General features: G+C 68.2%; 18 protein-coding genes. 12 read left to right on the top strand and 6 right to left on the bottom strand.

Annotated elements, in window-relative coordinates:
* Positions 1 to 396 carry a malonate transporter subunit MadL gene (madL, locus tag HWX87_RS09920; RefSeq protein ID WP_176046977.1) on the bottom strand — a complete coding sequence of 132 codons (396 nt, stop codon included), beginning with the start codon at positions 394 to 396 and terminating at the stop codon, positions 1 to 3.
* A gap of 328 nt (positions 397 to 724) precedes the next feature.
* Between madL and HWX87_RS09915 the strand changes: the two genes are divergently transcribed.
* A complete protein-coding gene (locus tag HWX87_RS09915) occupies positions 725 to 1,573 on the top strand; it encodes a LysR substrate-binding domain-containing protein (RefSeq protein ID WP_176046976.1) in 849 nt (282 codons plus the stop codon).
* Positions 1,574 to 1,741: 168 nt separating this feature from the next.
* Positions 1,742 to 2,020 (top strand): DUF4148 domain-containing protein, encoded by a 279-nt coding sequence (locus tag HWX87_RS09910; protein WP_176046975.1) that lies wholly within the window; start codon positions 1,742 to 1,744, stop codon positions 2,018 to 2,020.
* Positions 2,021 to 2,029: 9 nt separating this feature from the next.
* Here the strand turns inward: HWX87_RS09910 and HWX87_RS09905 are convergent, their stop codons facing one another.
* Positions 2,030 to 2,947 carry a 3-hydroxyacyl-CoA dehydrogenase NAD-binding domain-containing protein gene (locus HWX87_RS09905; RefSeq protein WP_176046974.1) on the bottom strand — a complete coding sequence of 306 codons (918 nt, stop codon included), beginning with the start codon at positions 2,945 to 2,947 and terminating at the stop codon, positions 2,030 to 2,032.
* A gap of 247 nt (positions 2,948 to 3,194) precedes the next feature.
* Here HWX87_RS09905 and HWX87_RS09900 point away from each other — a divergent pair, with 247 nt between their 5' ends.
* Both HWX87_RS09900 and HWX87_RS09895 read left to right on the top strand, forming a co-directional pair.
* Entirely contained in the window at positions 3,195 to 3,641 is a 447-nt protein-coding gene (locus HWX87_RS09900) for an Hsp20/alpha crystallin family protein (RefSeq protein WP_176046973.1), read from the top strand.
* Between the two features lie 16 nt (positions 3,642 to 3,657).
* Positions 3,658 to 4,068, top strand: a complete 411-nt coding sequence (locus HWX87_RS09895; RefSeq protein WP_176046972.1) for an Hsp20/alpha crystallin family protein — start codon at positions 3,658 to 3,660, stop codon at positions 4,066 to 4,068.
* Between the two features lie 87 nt (positions 4,069 to 4,155).
* On the opposite strand, the gene HWX87_RS09890 is transcribed toward HWX87_RS09895, so the two are convergent.
* Entirely contained in the window at positions 4,156 to 4,491 is a 336-nt protein-coding gene (locus HWX87_RS09890; RefSeq protein WP_176046971.1) for a zf-TFIIB domain-containing protein, read from the bottom strand.
* A 90-nt stretch (positions 4,492 to 4,581) separates the two neighbouring features.
* Entirely contained in the window at positions 4,582 to 5,337 is a 756-nt protein-coding gene (locus tag HWX87_RS09885) for a TerC family protein (RefSeq protein WP_176046970.1), read from the bottom strand.
* Positions 5,338 to 5,445: 108 nt separating this feature from the next.
* Here HWX87_RS09885 and HWX87_RS09880 point away from each other — a divergent pair, with 108 nt between their 5' ends.
* Both HWX87_RS09880 and HWX87_RS09875 read left to right on the top strand, forming a co-directional pair.
* Positions 5,446 to 6,339: a LysR family transcriptional regulator gene (locus HWX87_RS09880; RefSeq protein WP_176046969.1), complete on the top strand. Its 894-nt coding sequence runs from the start codon at positions 5,446 to 5,448 to the stop codon at positions 6,337 to 6,339.
* Between the two features lie 115 nt (positions 6,340 to 6,454).
* Positions 6,455 to 7,552 (top strand): DUF2242 domain-containing protein, encoded by a 1,098-nt coding sequence (locus HWX87_RS09875; protein WP_176046968.1) that lies wholly within the window; start codon positions 6,455 to 6,457, stop codon positions 7,550 to 7,552.
* Between the two features lie 130 nt (positions 7,553 to 7,682).
* Here the strand turns inward: HWX87_RS09875 and HWX87_RS09870 are convergent, their stop codons facing one another.
* Positions 7,683 to 8,603 (bottom strand): pyridoxal-phosphate dependent enzyme, encoded by a 921-nt coding sequence (locus HWX87_RS09870; RefSeq protein WP_176046967.1) that lies wholly within the window; start codon positions 8,601 to 8,603, stop codon positions 7,683 to 7,685.
* 161 nt (positions 8,604 to 8,764) lie between these two features.
* Here HWX87_RS09870 and HWX87_RS09865 point away from each other — a divergent pair, with 161 nt between their 5' ends.
* The 6 genes from HWX87_RS09865 to HWX87_RS09840 all read left to right on the top strand — a co-directional run bounded on the left by HWX87_RS09865 (position 8,765) and on the right by HWX87_RS09840 (position 16,780).
* On the top strand, positions 8,765 to 9,676 hold the full coding sequence (locus HWX87_RS09865) for a LysR family transcriptional regulator (RefSeq protein ID WP_176046966.1): 912 nt from the start codon (positions 8,765 to 8,767) through the stop codon (positions 9,674 to 9,676).
* A 757-nt stretch (positions 9,677 to 10,433) separates the two neighbouring features.
* Positions 10,434 to 11,639: an MFS transporter gene (locus HWX87_RS09860; RefSeq protein ID WP_176046965.1), complete on the top strand. Its 1,206-nt coding sequence runs from the start codon at positions 10,434 to 10,436 to the stop codon at positions 11,637 to 11,639.
* A gap of 557 nt (positions 11,640 to 12,196) precedes the next feature.
* Positions 12,197 to 12,694, top strand: a complete 498-nt coding sequence (locus tag HWX87_RS09855) for a spore coat U domain-containing protein (protein WP_176047159.1) — start codon at positions 12,197 to 12,199, stop codon at positions 12,692 to 12,694.
* Positions 12,695 to 12,709: 15 nt separating this feature from the next.
* On the top strand, positions 12,710 to 13,429 hold the full coding sequence (locus HWX87_RS09850; protein ID WP_176046964.1) for a fimbria/pilus periplasmic chaperone: 720 nt from the start codon (positions 12,710 to 12,712) through the stop codon (positions 13,427 to 13,429).
* Positions 13,430 to 13,436: 7 nt separating this feature from the next.
* Positions 13,437 to 15,821, top strand: a complete 2,385-nt coding sequence (locus tag HWX87_RS09845; protein ID WP_176046963.1) for a fimbria/pilus outer membrane usher protein — start codon at positions 13,437 to 13,439, stop codon at positions 15,819 to 15,821.
* Positions 15,818 to 16,780: a spore coat U domain-containing protein gene (locus HWX87_RS09840; RefSeq protein ID WP_176046962.1), complete on the top strand. Its 963-nt coding sequence runs from the start codon at positions 15,818 to 15,820 to the stop codon at positions 16,778 to 16,780. The genes HWX87_RS09845 and HWX87_RS09840 overlap by 4 nt, the downstream gene beginning before the upstream one ends.
* Before the next feature lie 31 nt (positions 16,781 to 16,811).
* Here HWX87_RS09840 and HWX87_RS09835 read toward each other — a convergent pair whose 3' ends face one another.
* Entirely contained in the window at positions 16,812 to 17,099 is a 288-nt protein-coding gene (locus tag HWX87_RS09835; RefSeq protein ID WP_176046961.1) for a hypothetical protein, read from the bottom strand.
* Positions 17,100 to 17,135: the final 36 nt, after the last annotated feature.

Here is a 17,135-nt window from a genome sequence, read left to right as displayed (position 1 = left end):
TCACTGTTCTTCGAATTGCGGCACGCCCGCGAAGGCCGTTTCGTCGCGCCCGGTGCGCACGAGTACCGCAATGCAGCATGCGCAGATCGCAACCGCGCCGACGGCGGCCAGCAGCGCGACGGGGCCGCCCTTCAGCGCGGCGACGACGTTCTGGTTCGCGGCCATCGCGACGACGACGGGAATGTACATCGCGCCCCAGAAACCGACGCCGGCCTCGGTTTCCTTCGGCATCCAGCCGCGCCGGTGCAGCCACAGGCGCAGGCAGATCAGCAGCAGCATCGCGATGCCGACGCCGCCGACGTTGGTCTTCACGCCGATGGCGCTGCCCAGCAGGTCGCCGAGAAACAGTCCGGCCAGGTGGCAGAACGCCAGCAGCGCGGTTCCGTAGATGATCATGAGTCGTCTCCAGTCTCTTCGTGACGGGCGCCGGACGCGTGCAGGAGCCGGCCCCGCACGCCGATCCCGTGCGCGGACTTGTCTCCTGCGGCGGTGCGCCGCGGCCCGGCGGCCCGTCTGGCGGGCCTGTTCTCGGGCGGTCGATGGGATGATGCGGTTTCGGGCCGGACGCCGGATGCCGTAGACTGAACGATGCAGCCGCCGGCACGACGCGGGCTACGCGTCCGGTGCGCCCCGTTGCGGGCACGCACCGGCGCGTGATCCGATACTAGCGCCGCACCATCCGGCCATTTATGAAGTTGTCGAAACCGATTCAGTGGATTTAGCAATGCGTCCGTTACCGCCCGAGCTGCTGCGCAGCTTCGTCGCCGTCGCCCAGTCCGGCAGCTTCACCGCCGCGTCCGAGCGCGTGAACCTGTCGCAGTCGACCGTCAGCCAGCATATCCGCCGCCTCGAGGAGCTGCTCGACCGGCCGCTGTTCGAGCGCGACACGCGCAACGTGCACCTGTCGCAGCACGGCGACGCGCTGTTCCGCTACGCAGTGCGCATCCTCGAACTGATGGACGAAGCCGTCACGTCGGTGTGCGGGCCGCCGCTGTCGGGCAAGGTGCGGCTCGCGATGTCGGAGGATTTCGCGTCGGCGCACCTGACGGCCGCGCTCGCAAGCTTCGTGCAGCGCAATCCGGAGGTCGAGCTCGCGATCTCGACCGGGCTGTCGGGCGACCTGTTCGATGCGCTCGACGAAGGCCGGCACGATCTCGTGTTCGCGAAGCGCATCGCGGGCAGCCGGCGCGGCCGCGTGATCCGCAGTGAACCGCTGTACTGGTGCACCGGCCCCGAATCGCGGATCACCGGCCATGAAACCGTGCTGCCGCTCGCGATGCATCCGGAGCCGAGCGTGTCGCGCCGCCGCGTGCTCGAATCGCTCGAGGCCGTCGGGCGGCCATACCGGATCGCGGTGGTCAGCAGCAGCGTCGCGGTGTTGCGTGCGGCCGCGAGCGCGGGGCTCGGCGTCAGCGCGTTCGCCGGCTACGTGATCCCGGCAGGGCTCGCGCGGCTCGACGCGGGACTGCCCGAACTCGGCGAACTCGAATACGTGATCGACCGGCCGGCGGCCGCGTCGCGTTCGACGCTCGCGCTCGAAGCGACGCTGATCACGGCGGCGGCCGAGTTGTAACCGCACCGGGCGCGCCCGCACGCATGCACGGCCGTGCCCGCACCTGACAGCTTTGCCCGGAACGCGTCATCGTCCGCGCAGCACCCGCTCGCGACAATGGGACCCATCGGAACGCTCGGCAGATCGCCGCGCGCATCCGGTTCCCCGTCCCCTTGATCGGAGCCCGCCATGAACGTTTTGCGATTCGTCGTCGCGACCGCTGCAGCCGCCCTGCTGTCCCCCGCCTTTGCGCAGACCGATACCGCTGCGCCTGAACAGGGCCTGACGCGCGCGGAAGTCATCGCCCAGCTCAAGCAGGCCTATCTCGACGGCGAACTGCCGACGAACGACGGCAACTACCCGCCGAATGCCGCCACGCGCGCGCGCAACCGCGAACTCGTGCAGGCCGCGAGCCCCTCGTGGCTCGCGCAAACGCCGCCCGCACCGCAGGCGACGTCGCAGCAATAGCCTGCGCGCTCAGGGCAGGAAGCTGCGCCGCCGCGCGTCGATCAGCTCGACGAGCAAACGGTCGCGCTCGGCCGCCAGCTCCTGCATCGAGTGCTCGCCCTGGATTGCGCGCAATTCTTCGTTCAGCTTGCGATCGACGTCCGGATCGAACGAAGGCGTGCCGAGGTCGTCCCACCAGCTCGTGATCGGCCCCGACAGGTGTTCGAGGAAGTGCTCGATCCCGCCCGCGCCGCCGCCGAGGTGATAGGTCAGGCACTGCCCCATCAGCCCCCAGCGCAGGCCGGGCCCCCATGCGACGGCCTTGTCCGCATCGGCGACACTCACGACGCCTTCGCCGACGAGGTGATACACCTCGCGGAACAGCGCGGCCGCGAGCCGGTTCGCGACGTGGCCGGTCATCTCCTTGTTGAGGACGATCGTCTGCTTGCCGAGCGCGTCGTAGAACGCCTTCACGCGCGCGATCACGTCCTGGCCGGTCGCGTCGCCGCCAACCAGTTCGACGAGCGGAATCAGGTGCGGCGGATTGAACGGATGCGCGATCAGGCAGCGCTCCGGATGCTTCGCGCACGCGGTCTGGATGTCGGACATCTTCAGGCCCGACGAGCTCGATGCGATCGGGACGTGCGCGGGCAGCACGTCGTCCATCTGGCGGTACAGCGCACGCTTCAGGTCCAGCCGTTCGGGGCCGTTCTCCTGCACGAAGTCGACGCCGTCGAGCGCGCGCACGAGATCGGCGTCGAACGACAGTCGCGCGGTTAGTTCGGCGGCCCGCTCGCCGAGAAACGCGGCCAGCGCGTCGCGCAGTCGCGCGTCGGCTTGCGGCGCCGGATCGGTCGCGACGACGTCGAAACCCTGCGTCAGATAGAAAGCCGCCCAGCTCGCGCCGATCACGCCGGCGCCGACGATCGCGATACGTCGAATGTCCATGGTTGTCCCGTGTGGTTGGTCTGCAGATAGCTCTGCGGCGATTGTCGCATCGAATCCTGTGCGCATGCGTTGACGCAGATTGCGGATTCCCTCTTGAAATGCGTGATGACGGCCACTAATTACTCGTCGTCGGGCCGTGCTTCATCCGTTGCACTGCCCCCGTTTCGATCCCGTGGAGCCACCCGTCGCGCCCGCCGCAGGCGTCGCGCCGTCACGTCTCCCGCGTTCCCTGTTCAGGAGGACCAACATGAGCGGTATCCATTTCGGCAACGACCTGTTCGACGATTTCGCCCGCGTGCAGCGGCAAGTGGCCACTCTGCTCGGCGAACGCCCGACCGGCATCCGTGCGGTGCGGCATGGCGCGTTCCCGGCACTCAACGTCGGCGCCACCGACGAAGCCATCGAGATCGTTGCGTTCGCACCCGGCATGGCCGCGGGCGACTTCGACGTGTCGATCGACAAGGACTTGCTGACGATCAGCGGTGAGCGCAAACCGGCGCCGCGTGCCGAAGGCGAAGACGAAAACGTACGCACCTACGCGCAGGAGCGCTTTCACGGCGCATTCCGCCGCGTCGTCGAACTGCCGCGCGACGCGGATCCCGACCAGGTCAGCGCGCGCTACGAAAACGGCTGCCTGCTGATACGCGTCGGCCGGCGCGAAGCCTCGAAGCCGCGTGCGATCACCGTTCAGTAATCTTCAGGATACCGACATGAATACGAACCCGACCCTGGCCGAACGCCAAACGAATACCGTTCACCCTGCCGCCGCCGAGGCCGCGCGCCGGCCCGCGATCACGCCGAGCGTCGACATCGTCGAGAACAATCGCGGCGTCACGCTGCGGGCCGACTTGCCCGGCGTGCCGCGCGAGAGCCTCGACGTGAAGGTGCACGACAACACGCTGACGATCGAAGCCGACACGCACATCGACACGCCGTCCGACCTGCGCGTGCGGCATGCCGAAGTACGCGCGACACGCTATGCACGCACATTCGTGCTGAGTCCCGACCTCGACACGTCGCGGATCGACGCGAACCTGCGCGACGGCGTGCTGACGCTGACGATTCCGCGCCGTGAAGAAACGCGCCCGCGCCGTATCGACGTCACGGCCGGCAACGCGTAAGCGTTGGCGCGTACCGTCATTCCGCACGCATGAAAAAGCCCCGCCGGGCGTATACCCGGCGGGGCTTTTTTACGATGTGCTGCGCAATCAGTCGAAGTCGAACAGGTCGAACACCGATTTCTTGCGACGCTGGCCGTCGTGCTTGTAGCGATCGTCGTGCGAGCGGCCGTCGTGTCTGTCGCGGTCGTCGTAAGCGCGAGCGTCGCGCCCCCACCCGCCGTCGTGGCCGCGCGGCGCTTGCGCATCGTGCCGCACGGGTGTCTCATCGCGACGTACCGGCGCATCACCGGTTTCGCGGGCGATCAGCTTGTCGAGCTCGCCGCGATCGAGCCACACGCCGCGGCACGTCGGGCAGTAGTCGATCTCGATCGACTGGCGCTCGGCCATCAGCAGGTCGGGTGTCTTGCAGACAGGGCATTTCATCGCGTTTCTCCTTTCCGGGCGAATTTCGTCTGGATTCCGTATGAGGCGCGCGCGCCGGCCGCCGCGGCAGCCGGCGTCACGCGCGGTGGGTCAGTCGCCTTCCACGTGTGCCGCGCGCTTCGCCTTCGCACGCCGCGCCAGCATGTTCATGCCCTCGACGAACGCCGAGAACGCCATTGCCGCGTAGATGTAACCCTTCGGCACGTGCGAACCGAAACCTTCGGCGATCAGCGTCATGCCGATCACGACCAGGAACGACAGCGCCAGCATCACGATCGTCGGGTTGCGGTCGATGAAGCGTGCAAGCGGCTGTGCAGCGAACAGCATCACGGCCACGGCGACGATCACGGCGACGAACATGATCGGAATGTGCTCGGTCATGCCGATCGCGGTCACGATGCTGTCGATCGAGAACACGATGTCGAGCATCACGATCTGGCCGATCGCGGCCCACACCGTCAGGCCGGCCGCACCGCCCGACCCGCCCGCGCCGTCGCCGTCGTGCGACACGTGGTGATGGATCTCGGTGGTCGCCTTCCACACGAGGAACAGGCCACCGGACAGCAGGATCATGTCGCGCCACGAGAACGCATGGTCGAACAGCGTGAACACGGGTTCGGTGAGGCTCGCGATCCACGCGACGCTGCCGAGCAGCGCCAGGCGCATCACCAGCGCGAGCGCGATGCCGAGGCGCTGCGTGCGGGCGCGCTGCGCTTCGGGCAGCTTGTTGCTGAGGATCGAGATGAAGATCAGGTTGTCGATGCCGAGCACGACTTCCATCACGACGAGCGTCAGGAGCGCGGCCCAGACGGCGGGGTCGGCGGCAAGCGTCAGCAGGTAGTCCATGAAATGGGCCGATACGAAAGTGGAAAGCCAGATGATATGCCGCCCCGAACTTCGGAAAAATCAGAGAGAATCTGACTTTAGGTTCGGTTTTTACGATATATCGATCCGATGCTCAATTTCCGACATCTGTACTACTTCTGGGTCGTCGTGAAGGAAGGCGGCTTCGCGCGCGCGGCCGGCCGGCTCGACATGGCCGTGCAGACGATCAGCGCGCAGGTGCGCGAGCTCGAGAAGTCGCTCGGGCACCAATTACTGCGCCCGGCGGGACGCGGCGTCACGATGACCGACGCGGGCCAGGCCGCGTTTGCGCGGGCGGAGGTCATCTTCGAGATGGGGCGGCTGATTCCCGACGAAGTGCGCGCGGCGGCCAGCCAGCCGACCGTGAGGCTCGCGGTCGGGCTCGCCGACGGCATTTCGAAGCTCGCCGCGCACGCGATCCTTGCCCCCGTGCTCGACACGCCCACGCTGCGACTGCTGTGCCACGAGGGCGAGCACGATGCGCTGCTGGCGGAACTCGCGCTGCATCACCTCGATCTCGTGCTGGCCGGCCAGGGGGCGCCGTCGGGGTCGAACCTGCGCGTGACGAGCGAGCGGCTCGTCGCGTCGCCGGTCGACTGGTACGGGCCCGCGGCGCTCGTCACGCCGGCCGCACGGCAGCGCTTTCCGCATTGCCTGGCCGACCTGCCCGTGCTGCTGCCGACCGCGCATTCGGCGCTGCGCGCACGCCTGGATCTGTGGCTGGAGGGCGAGCGGATCGTGCCGCGCGTGGCCGGCGAATTCGAGGACAGCGCGCTGATGGCCGTGTTCGCGGCGCGCGGCCTCGGCGTGTTTCCGCTGAGCGAACTTGGCGCGAACGATGCGTCGCTGCTGCGCGGGCTGCGGCGGCTCGGGCGCGCGGGCGACGTGACCGAAGAGATCCACGCGATCCGCTCGCGGCGCGGCGAACATCATCCGCTGACGTCGCAATTGCTGGCCGCGGCGCGCGTTGCGCCGGCCGACTGAAGCGAGCGCGACATCAAACGAAACTATAATGACGCCCCGGCCTTACGAGATTGCCGCACGCCTCGTCCAGGCGCCGCCGTTGCGCGGCCTCTCGCCAAGCCTTCTGAAAGACGCCATGCACAACCGATTTCGCCTGTTTTCCGTTTCGTGCGCGCTCGCGGCCGCGACCGTGCTGGCGGCGTGCTCGTCGCCGCCCAAGCCGATCTATCAGCAGGAACAGTTCGACGCGACCAGCAGCCCGTATGCGCATACGTTCCACTCGAAATCCGACGCGGCCTGCGAGGCCGCACGGCGCGCGCTGCTGAGCCAGGGTTATGTGGTGTCGTCATCGCGCAATGACGCGGTCGACGGCAGCAAGAACTTCCAGCCGAACAACGACATGCACGTCGTGATCGAATTTCACGTCGTGTGCGCGGATGCGAATGCCGACGGCACGTCGAGCATCGCGTACGTGAACGCCGTGCAGGACCGCTACACGCTGAAGAAGTCGAATACGTCGGCCAGCGTGGGCTTGAGCGTGTTCGGCTCGCTGTCGCTGCCGATCGGATCGAGCGACGATGCGCTCGTCAAGACCGCGAGCGAGACCATTCCGGCCGGCGTGTTCTATGAACGCTTCTTCAATCTCGTCGACCATTTCCTGAAGATCGACCCGGCACGCCGCGATCGTGCGACCGTGAAGGCAGCCGAGAAGGAAGCCGTCACGCCGCTGCCCGAACCCGCGCCGACGCCGCAAGGCGAACCGATGAAGATGACGACGCCGGTCGTGCCGACGCCGCCTGCGGCACCAGTACCGCTGTCGGTGCCGGGTGTCGCGCCCGAGTCGGGTGCGAATGCCGTGCCTGGCGCGGCGTCGGCTGTCGCCGTACCGGCTGCGATGCGTGCTGCCGCGCCGGCGGCGGCGTCCGGTTCGCAGTCGGCTGCCGCACCGGCGGCGGCTTCCGGTTCCGTGCCCGCACCGGCTTCGGCTGCCGCATCGGCTTCCGCGCCTGCATCGGCTCCCAGCCCGGCGGCAACGCCTGCCGCCACGGCATCGGCCCCCGCCGTTTCGGTTCCGGCCGCTGCCAAACCGGCATCGGCCGTGCCCGCGCCTGCATCCGCCACCTCCGCACCCGCATCGGCATCCGCACCGTCGAGCGCAGCGCCCGCGCCGGCCACGGCCAACCCTGTCGCATCGTCGGCGCCGTCCGGCGCAAGCGCACCGGCCGCGAACTGACCGAACATCGGTATCGTCGCGGCCGGCCACACACGGCCCGGCGCGACGAAACGCACACCCTCCACGTCGTTCACCGCAGCAGTTTCCGCCATCCGAGGGCGTGACCGCCCTGCCCGCTGGCTCCCCCGCCTTACCGCAATGTCGCGCGCAGCGTCTGCAGATGCTCGATGGACGCCGTCACGCCGCCGCAAACGATCACCGCAATGTCCGACGCCGCCTCGAGCACCGGCACGGGCCGCTCGAGCGCTGCCAGCGCCGCACCGCACGCGGGTTCGACGACGATCCGGTGTTCATCGACAAACCGCAGTGACGCCGCCACCGCCTCCGCATCGGACACGACGACGGGATGGATCTCGTGCCGCGTCGCCCATTCGACCGCTGCATCGCAAGGCCGCTTCGCGCCGAGCGACGTCGCGATGCTCGCGATCGCGGCCAATTCCACAGGGCGCCCCTGCGCGACCGACTGCGCATAACAGTCGGCGCCTTCCGTTTCGGCCGCGACGACCGGCACGTCGTGCCAGCCGTTGCGCGTCAACCCTTCGAGCACGCCGCACAGCAGCCCGCCGCCGCCAACCGCGAGCACGACCGCCCCGGGCTTCGGGCCGGTCGCTGCCATCTCGTCGATCATCGTCGCGTGGCCCTGCCACAGCACGGGATCGTCGAACGGGTGAACGAACGCGTCGTGCTCGCCGAGCGCCGACTGTGCAAACGCGTTCGCCTCGGCCCAGCTCGCGCCGTGCACGACCACCTCGGCGCCTTCGACACGAATCAGTTCGCGCGCGCGGGCCGACGCGCTTTCCGGCACGACGACGAGCACCGGCACGCCGAGTTCGCGACCGCAATACGCGACCGCGATACCCGCGTTACCGCCCGACGACGACACGAATCGCCGCGCGCCGGCCGCGTGCCGCGCTTCGCAGACGGCGCCGATGCCGCGCAGCTTGAACGAGCCCGACGGCTGCAGCGCATCGAGCTTCAGCCGGATGGTCCTGCCGAGCCGGCGGGACGCGATTTGCGAGCGGATATAAGGGGTCGGGATATGAAGCGGCATGAGACGGGGCGCAGTGGAAACGGAGGAAACGCACGCGACTCGCGAGCAAGCGCATGCGGTAATGACGGTCATCGTACGGCAGGCAGGCCATGCTTTCCAATACCATCTGATGGCATTTGCTATGCTTTACAGGTATATCAACGACCCCGGACGAACACCGCATGCGCCAGATCGAACTGCGTCACCTGCGCTACTTCGTGGCCGTCGCGCAAGCCGGCAGCGTGATGGCCGGCGCGCGTGCGGCCGGCATCGTCCAGCCCGCATTGTCGCGGCAGATCCGCGAACTCGAGGACGCGATCGGCACGCCGCTGCTGATCCGCCGCGCGACGGGCGTCACGCTCACGGCGGCCGGCGCGAGCTTCCTGAAGGATGCGATCAGCCTGCTCGCGACGCTGCAGGACAGCCGCGAACGCGCGTTGCGCAGCGCGGCCGGCCAGCTCGGCGAACTGCGGCTCGGCGCGCTGCCGAACTGCCTGCCGCTGCCGATCGTCGCGAACGTGCTCAAGGCGTTTCGCGACGCGTGCCCGGACGTGAAGCTGTCGATCGCGCCGATGCTGTCGGCCGAACAGGCGAGCGCGCTGATGCGCGGCCAGCTCGACGCCGGGATCATGGCATGGCGTCGCGACGAGGCGCCGCACTTGTCGGGCGTGCGGCTGCTGAGCGACCGCTTCGTGCTCGCGATGCCCGCGCCGCCGGGCGGTCGCTTCAACGCGCCGCGCATGCTGGCCGACGTCGCGGACGAACCGTTCGTCTGGTTTGACGCGCAGCGCTCGGCCGCGCACCACCGGTTCCTGATGGCGCAGTGCCAGCAGGCCGGCTTCACGCCGCGCATCGCGCAGGTCGGCAGCGACATCCCGACGCTGATCGGCCTCGTCGCGGCCGGGATGGGCTGCGCGTTCGTGCCGGAAAGCGCATCGCCGACCTGCCCGCGCACGGTCAGGCTCGTCGCGCTCGACGAGCTCGCGAGCCGCTTCGACATCGAATTCGTGTTCGACGGCGCGGCAGCGGCACAGTCGCCGATCGTCGCGCAATTTCTCGCGGCGGTGCGCGATGCGGCCGGCGACGCGGGCTGATCGAGTACCGGGCGACGGGGCGTCCGGCATCCGGTCAGGCAATGCAATCCGCACCACCGGCTGATGAACGGAATCCACTCTCTGCCGACTCGTCGTTTTGGCTGTTCCAGCGCACTAAACAAGACTGACGGTCCAGCGAAAAATCTTTCAAAAGCCCGACGACTCATGCCGCGGCGCCGGAATCTTTAAATTGGCACCAAAAACGGTCGTTTAACGCCGATTCGAATTGTCGCGGGTCGAAATATACTGCGCCCGCATCCAACCCTCGTGCCAAAGAGAGGATGCGTTTCCGCCCCGGTCACGGTCCCCCTGTGGTCGGGGCTTTTTTGCGCTTGCGCCTTGCCGGAAAAGGGTTTCCAGTCGTCGCGCGATATCTGTTCACGTGATGGGAGGCGCCCGGGCAGCGGGCCCGAACCACCCGGCTGCATGTCTCCGCACGGTCGCCGGACAACGTCCGGCGTGCCATCCCGGACACGCCTCCCCATCCTCCGCAGGCCGCCACCGAATCGCGGCTCGCGGCCTGCGAATCCGGTTTCCGCATTACCAATACCTTTCGCAAAAGGCGCCGTCGGTCGCCCGCCGTGGCGGTACAACGCCCACGGGCCCCGCAGGCACACGGCCCGCGCTCCGCATTGTTGACATGAAATCAAGATAATTTCGTCCGCATGCGGCTTTTTCGGCAAAAGTAATGCAGGCACACTTCGCCCTGTCCTCAACGGTCCCGTGCCGTTGCCACTCGACTACCGGAGCCCATCGCGTGAACGCCACGACTTCTTCTCCTTCCCGCCCGGGCGGCAGCGCCGCACTGCCGCTGCTGGCGCTCGCCGCCGGTGCGTTCGGCATCGGCACGACCGAGTTCTCGCCGATGGGCCTGCTGCCCGTGATCGCCGACGGCGTGCACGTGTCGATTCCGCAGGCCGGCATGCTGATCAGCGCGTATGCGATCGGCGTGATGGTCGGCGCGCCGCTGATGACGCTGCTGCTCGCGCGCTGGTCGCGCCGCTCGGCGCTGATCGCGCTGATGTCGATCTTCACGATCGGCAACCTGCTGTCGGCTATCGCACCCGGCTACACGACGCTGCTGCTCGCCCGCCTCGTAACGAGCCTCAACCACGGCGCGTTCTTCGGGCTCGGCTCGGTGGTCGCGGCCAGCCTCGTGCCGCGCGAAAAGCAGGCGAGCGCAGTCGCGACGATGTTCATGGGCCTCACGATCGCGAACGTCGGCGGCGTGCCGGCCGCGACCTGGCTCGGCCAGATCATCGGCTGGCGGATGTCGTTCGCGGCAACCGCGGGCCTCGGCCTGATCGCGATCGCCGGCCTGTTCGCCGCGCTGCCGAAGGGCGACGCCGGCAAGATGCCCAACCTGCGCGCCGAACTCTCGGTGCTGACGCGCCCCGTCGTGCTCGGCGCACTCGGGACGACGGTGCTCGGCGCCGGCGCGATGTTCACGCTCTATACGTATGTCGCACCGACGCTCGAACACCTGACGGGCGCGACGCCCGGCTTCGTGACCGCGATGCTCGTGCTGATCGGCGTCGGCTTCTCGATCGGCAACATCGCGGGCGGCCGCCTCGCCGACCGTTCGCTCGACGGCACGCTGATCGGCTTCCTGCTGCTGTTGATCGCGACGATGGCTGCGTTCCCGCTGCTCGCCAGCACGCAGGTTGGCGCCGCCGTCACGCTGCTCGTGTGGGGTGTCGCCACGTTCGCGGTCGTGCCGCCGCTGCAAATGCGCGTGATGCGTGCCGCCCATGAAGCGCCAGGGCTCGCGTCGGCCGTCAACATCGGTGCGTTCAACCTCGGCAATGCGGTTGGCGCGGCTGCCGGCGGTGCAGCGATCTCCGCAGGCTTCGGTTACGCAGCCGTGCCACTCGTCGGCGGACTGATCGCCGCGGCCGGACTTGCGCTCGTCATGCTGCAGATCGTGCAACGCCGCCGCGCACCGGCTACCGCGAATTCGTAATCGCTGGCCACGCAACACGCAGTACCGACTCCCACGGCCGCGCCATGCGGCCGTTTTCTTTTTCAGCCGCCAATCCGGATTCGCCGATTCTTCAATCGGGAAAAATCCAGAATATCGCCCTTCTCATTCAGCATTCGAATTGAGTCCCTTAACGGATTACCGGAATCGATTCAGTCTTCCGAAATGATTCATCTTTCGTCACTCTCATTTCACCACGCGCGCTAATTATCCATTCCGTATCAGCCGATTCAATCCGTCACGCCAATCGGAAAAATCGATTCACACCCTGCATCGGGCGCGCAGCAATTTCCGCTGCGCAGGAAAATCTTTCGCCTGGCGCACACAAGACAAAATCGAAAAGCGTAATGTTTTCCGGCTTTGTTCAATCATTATTCGACCAAACTGTAACAAGATGAAACAGCCTAAACTTTAAGATTGAAAGACTCATCGATTCGTATCAGCATTTACCATGCCGCGGCAGGCGGAGCGCGGCATAAATCCAATGAAATACCGACCGATGAGGGATCAGGGTGAAAGTCGCCATCGCTTCAACGACATTGTCGCTCGCGCTGTCAATCGGCCTTTCGACGCCGGCCGCCGACGCCGCTACCTATTCGAACGGCACTGCGACCGCCACCTTCAACGTCACGCTGACGCTGCAGCCGAACTGCACGATCGGCGCGAACCCGCTGGCCTTCGGGACCAACGGCGTGCTGGCCACCGCGATCAACCAGCAGACGACCGTCAGCGTCACCTGCACCAACACGACGCCGTACAACGTCGGCCTCGATGCCGGTACGGTCACGGGGTCGAGCGTCGCGAGCCGCCTGATGGCCGGCACCTCGACCGGCAACACGACGACGACCGTCGGCTTCCAGCTGTACCAGGATGCCGGGCGCACGACGATCTGGGGCAACACGCAAGGCACCAACACCGTGGCCGGCACCGGCACGGGCGCCGCGCAGGCGCTGACCGTCTACGGCCAGGTGCCCGCGCAAGCCACGCCGAAGCCGGACACCTATCAGACGACCGTCACCGCAACCGTCTACTTCTGACCGGCGCCGCATCGCATGACCGTATTACGTCGAACGCTCGCCGCGCTGCTGTGCGCGGCCGGCGCCGCGCACGCCGCGTCGCTGCAGATTTCCCCCGTCACGATCGAATTCGGCACCGACGACACGGCCACCGGCATCACGCTGCGCAATCCGGGCGAGCGGCCCGTCTACGGACAGGTACGCGTGTTCCGGTGGGACCAGGCCGACGGCCAGGACACGCTGACGCCCACGCAGGATCTCGTCGCGAGCCCGCCGCTGATCGAGGTCGGCACGCAGTCCGAACAGCTGATCCGCGTCGTGCGCGCATCGCGCACGCCGTCCGGCGTCGAGCAGAGCTACCGGCTGCTGATCGACGAACTGCCGCAGCCCGGCGAGGCGCCGACCAACGGCGTGTCGATCCGGCTGCGCTATTCGATTCCGGTATTCGTCGAACCGCCGACCAACGGCGCGCCGCAACTCGACTGGGCGCTCGCGCGCAGCAACGGCGGCTGGGTGCTGCGCGTGCGCAACGGCGGTGCGCGGCGCGCGCAACTGGCATCGGTCGAGCTCGTGACCGGCGACGGCCATGCGTACCCGCTCACGCACGGGCTGCTCGGCTATGCGCTCGCCGGCCGCACGGGCCAGTGGAGCGTGCCGCTGCCGGCCGGCGTCACGCTCGGCGGCAAGGTCACGGTGCGAGCGGCCGTCAATTCGCAGCCGGCCAGCGCGGTCGTCGCGGTGGAGCCGCCGGGCTAGCCCGCCGGTGCGCCGCCCGGCCTCTTCCCCCTCGCCACGCGCCGGCGCGCTCCCGGCCAACGGACGCGGAACGTCGCGACGCACCCGGCGCATCGTGCTCGCGGCCGTCGTGGCTGGCCGCCTGCTCGTGCCCTGCGGTGCTCGCGCGGACGAACCGGCGGCGCTCGTGATGACCGACAGCACACACGACGTGATCCTCGAAGTCAGCGTCAACGGCGAAAACACGGCGCTGCTCGCGCATTTCCGCGAACGCGACGGCCACCTGTCCGCGAGCGGCGCCGACCTGCGCACGATCGGCTTCGCGACCGACCGGCTCGGCATCGCCGACGCGGCGACGGTCGAGCTCGACACGATTCCCGGCCTGCACTATCGCTACGACGCCGCACGCCAGAGCGTCGACCTGCAGATGACCGACACGCTGCGCCGCCCGTACGCGGTCGACAGCCGCGCATTGCCGGCCACGCAGGCGGCCACCGCGTCGCGCGGGCTCGCGATCAACTACGAGGCGTATGCCCAGACGATCGGCGACCGGCAGTTCTCGCTCTACACCGACGTGCGCTACTTCGATCCGAACGGCGTGTTCAACACCACCGGCACCGCGTATTTCTACAACGGCCAGCAGCGCTACACACGCTTCGATACGTCGTGGAGCCGCTCGGACCCGGCGCGGCCGAGCACGACGCAGATCGGCGACGCGATCTCGGGATCGCTCGCGTGGACGCGCTCGGTGCGCTTCGGCGGCTTCCAGTGGCGCAGCAACTTCGCGCTGCGGCCGGACCTCGTGACGTTCCCGATTCCGTCGCTCGCAGGCTCCGCCGCGGTGCCGTCGGCGGTCGACCTGTACATCAACAACGTGCGGCAGTACACCGGCAACGTGCCGAGCGGCCCGTTCATCATCCACGACGTGCCGGGCATCACCGGCGCCGGCCAGGCGACCGTCATCACGCGCGACGCGCTCGGGCGCACGGTCGCGACGTCGGTGCCGCTCTACGTCGATACACGCATGCTGTCGGCCGGGCTGTCGAGCTATTCGTTCGAAGCCGGCTTCCTGCGCCGCAACTATGCGCTGCAGTCGTTCGACTACGACGCGCGGCCGGCCGTCAGCGGCTCGATGCGGCGCGGCGTGAGCGACGCGCTGACCGTCGAGGGGCATGCGGAAGCGACCGGCGGCGTGCTCAATGCCGGCGTCGGCGCGTTGATGCGGCTCGGCTACGCGGGCGTCGTGAGCGGCGCGGTCGCGGGCAGCGCCGGCCGCTATCCGGGCACGCAGGTGAGCGTCGGCTACCAGCTGATCGAACCGCGCTTCTCGATCAACGCGCAGACGATCCGCGCATTCGGCCGCTACGGCGATCTGGCATCGCGCGACGGCGCGCCGGTGCCGTCGGCGACCGACCAGGCGACGCTCGCGCTGCCGTTCATGCACCGTCAGACCCTGTCGCTCAGCTATATCGGCTACCGGCTGCCGCAAGGCCCGAGTGCGCGGATCGGCACCGTGTCGTACACGCTGAGCTTCGGCGATCTCGCGTCGCTGAGCGTCAGCGCATACCGCGATTTCGCGCAGCAGGGCGCGAGTGGCGCCTTCGTGTCGCTGAACATCGGGCTCGGCCGCAACACGTCGATCAACGCGACCGTCGGCCGCCAGCGCGGCCAGTCGAACTACAGCGTCGACGCGAGCCGCCCGCCCGACTACGACGGCGGCTGGGGCTGGGGCGTGCAGACCGGCGGCACGGGCGCGGTGCCCTACCGGCAGGCGCAGTTGCGCTATCTCGGCCGTGCCGGCGAGGTCATCGCCGCCGCGCAGAACATCGACCGGCAGACCGGTGCGTCGCTCGACGTCAGCGGCGCACTCGTGTTGATGGACAGCAGCCTGCAGTTGTCGCGCCGCATCGACGACGGCTTCGCACTGGTGTCGACCGACGGCGTCGCGGGCATCCCGGTGCTGCACGAGAACCGCGTGATCGGCACGACCGATCGCGCGGGCCATCTGCTCGTGCCCGACCTGAACGCGTACCAGAACAACCAGGTCGCGATCGATTCGATGAAACTGCCGGCCGATGCGCGGATCGCCCGCACGTCGATGACGATCGTGCCGCAGGCGCAATCGGGCGTCGTCGCGCATTTCGGCGTGTCGCGCTACCGCGCTGCATCGGTGATCCTGCGCGATGCTGCCGGGAATCCGCTGCCGGCCGGCGCACGCGTGCATCACGCCGAAAGCGGCGCGGACACGATCGTCGGCTACGACGGGCTCACGTTCATCGACGGGCTGAAGGACGACAACCATCTCGTGATCGACTACGGCACGCAACGCTGCGCCGCGGAATTCGCGTTCGCCGCACCCGGCAACGGCACGCTGCCGACCATCGGCCCGCTCACCTGCCGGGCGGCGCCATGAGGGTCGTGCTGCTGCTCGTCCTGGCGCTCGCCGTGTGGTGCGGCGTGCCGCGTCACGCACAGGCCGAGTCGTGCACGGCCACCGCGTCGACGGTGAGCTTCGGCTCGGTCAGCCCGATCTCGCGCGCATCGGTCGCCGCGACCGGCACCGTCAGCATCACGTGCACGTGGTCGGCCATCACGCTGACGCCGAACGTGCTCGTGTGCCTGAATCTCGGCGGCACGAGCCCGCGCAGCCTCGTCAACGGCACCAACTCGATGCAGTACGACCTGTACCTGGACGCCGCCCATTCGGTCGCATGGGGCTCCGTGTATTCCGGCACGACGCCCGCGTCCGTCACGCTCGTCAAGCCCGCGCTCGGAACGAGCGCGAGCGCGACGGTCACGATCTACGGACAGATCACGTCGAACCAGCCGACCGTGCCGACGACGGGCAACAACACGACGACCTATTCGCAGACGTTCGGCGGCAACACGACATCGATCAACGCGGGGTTCTACCTGCTCGGTGCGCCGACCTGCCCGTCGTTGACGGCGTCGAACGGCACCTTCCCGTTCAGCGCAACGGCGAACGTGATCAACAACTGCAACATCAGTGCGACCAACGTCAGCTTCGGCACCGCGAGCGTGCTGTCCGGCGCGCTCACGGCGACCGGCTCGATCACCGCGCAGTGTACGAACGGCGACGCGTGGAAAATCGCGCTGAACGGCGGCGGCGCCGGCAGCGTGACCGCGCGCCAGATGCAGCGCAGCGGCGGGGGCGGCACGATCAATTACGGGCTTTATACGGATGCCGCACGCTCGATCGCGTGGGGCGACGGCACGAGCGGCAGCTCGACCGTCACGGGTGTCGGCACGGGTACGTCGCAGGTCGTGACCGTGTACGGCGCGGTGCCGGCGCAGACCACCCCCGCGCCCGGCAACTACAGCGACACGATCACCGCGACGATCAGTTTCTAGCGGAAATCGCGGGCCCGCGCGGGCCTGCCGTTCAGAACGTGACGGTCCATGCGGGCGGCGCACCCGCGCCGACGCTACGCGGCGCCGATCGCAGATCGGGCAGCGGCGCGTGGCTCAGCACGAACGGCGTGCCGTGCGCGCAGCTGACGCTCGGCATGTCGGCGTCGGCGGCCTGTCGAACGTCGGTACCGATCGTGCAGGTTTCCGGAATGGTGAGACTGACGCGCAGCGGAATCGAGGGTTCCGCTGCACCCGCGAGCGACCCTGCGCTCAGCATGGCGAGCGCGATCGCACCGCGTCTGATTTGGCCGGCTGTCATCGTGCGGCCCTCCTTCGTGCATCCATCCAGCATATG

Origin of the sequence: Burkholderia sp. BCC1644 (assembly GCF_902833225.1) — a bacterium.
Taxonomy (GTDB): Bacteria; Pseudomonadota; Gammaproteobacteria; order Burkholderiales; family Burkholderiaceae; genus Burkholderia.
This window is presented reverse-complemented; position numbering and strand designations above follow the sequence as displayed.

Bases quoted from the DNA above. Each gene is read 5' to 3' on its own strand.
- HWX87_RS09900 (WP_176046973.1), top strand. From the start codon at position 3,195: ATGAGCGGTATCCATTTCGGCAACGACCTGTTCGACGATTTCGCCCGC.
- HWX87_RS09885 (WP_176046970.1), bottom strand. From the start codon at position 5,337: ATGGACTACCTGCTGACGCTTGCCGCCGACCCCGCCGTCTGGGCCGCG.
- HWX87_RS09875 (WP_176046968.1), top strand. From the start codon at position 6,455: ATGCACAACCGATTTCGCCTGTTTTCCGTTTCGTGCGCGCTCGCGGCC.
- HWX87_RS09835 (WP_176046961.1), bottom strand. From the start codon at position 17,099: ATGACAGCCGGCCAAATCAGACGCGGTGCGATCGCGCTCGCCATGCTG.
- HWX87_RS09850 (WP_176046964.1), top strand. From the start codon at position 12,710: ATGACCGTATTACGTCGAACGCTCGCCGCGCTGCTGTGCGCGGCCGGC.
- HWX87_RS09880 (WP_176046969.1), top strand. From the start codon at position 5,446: ATGCTCAATTTCCGACATCTGTACTACTTCTGGGTCGTCGTGAAGGAA.
- madL (WP_176046977.1), bottom strand. From the start codon at position 396: ATGATCATCTACGGAACCGCGCTGCTGGCGTTCTGCCACCTGGCCGGA.
- HWX87_RS09865 (WP_176046966.1), top strand. From the start codon at position 8,765: ATGCGCCAGATCGAACTGCGTCACCTGCGCTACTTCGTGGCCGTCGCG.
- HWX87_RS09840 (WP_176046962.1), top strand. From the start codon at position 15,818: ATGAGGGTCGTGCTGCTGCTCGTCCTGGCGCTCGCCGTGTGGTGCGGC.
- HWX87_RS09905 (WP_176046974.1), bottom strand. From the start codon at position 2,947: ATGGACATTCGACGTATCGCGATCGTCGGCGCCGGCGTGATCGGCGCG.
- HWX87_RS09890 (WP_176046971.1), bottom strand. From the start codon at position 4,491: ATGAAATGCCCTGTCTGCAAGACACCCGACCTGCTGATGGCCGAGCGC.
- HWX87_RS09895 (WP_176046972.1), top strand. From the start codon at position 3,658: ATGAATACGAACCCGACCCTGGCCGAACGCCAAACGAATACCGTTCAC.
- HWX87_RS09870 (WP_176046967.1), bottom strand. From the start codon at position 8,603: ATGCCGCTTCATATCCCGACCCCTTATATCCGCTCGCAAATCGCGTCC.
- HWX87_RS09915 (WP_176046976.1), top strand. From the start codon at position 725: ATGCGTCCGTTACCGCCCGAGCTGCTGCGCAGCTTCGTCGCCGTCGCC.
- HWX87_RS09910 (WP_176046975.1), top strand. From the start codon at position 1,742: ATGAACGTTTTGCGATTCGTCGTCGCGACCGCTGCAGCCGCCCTGCTG.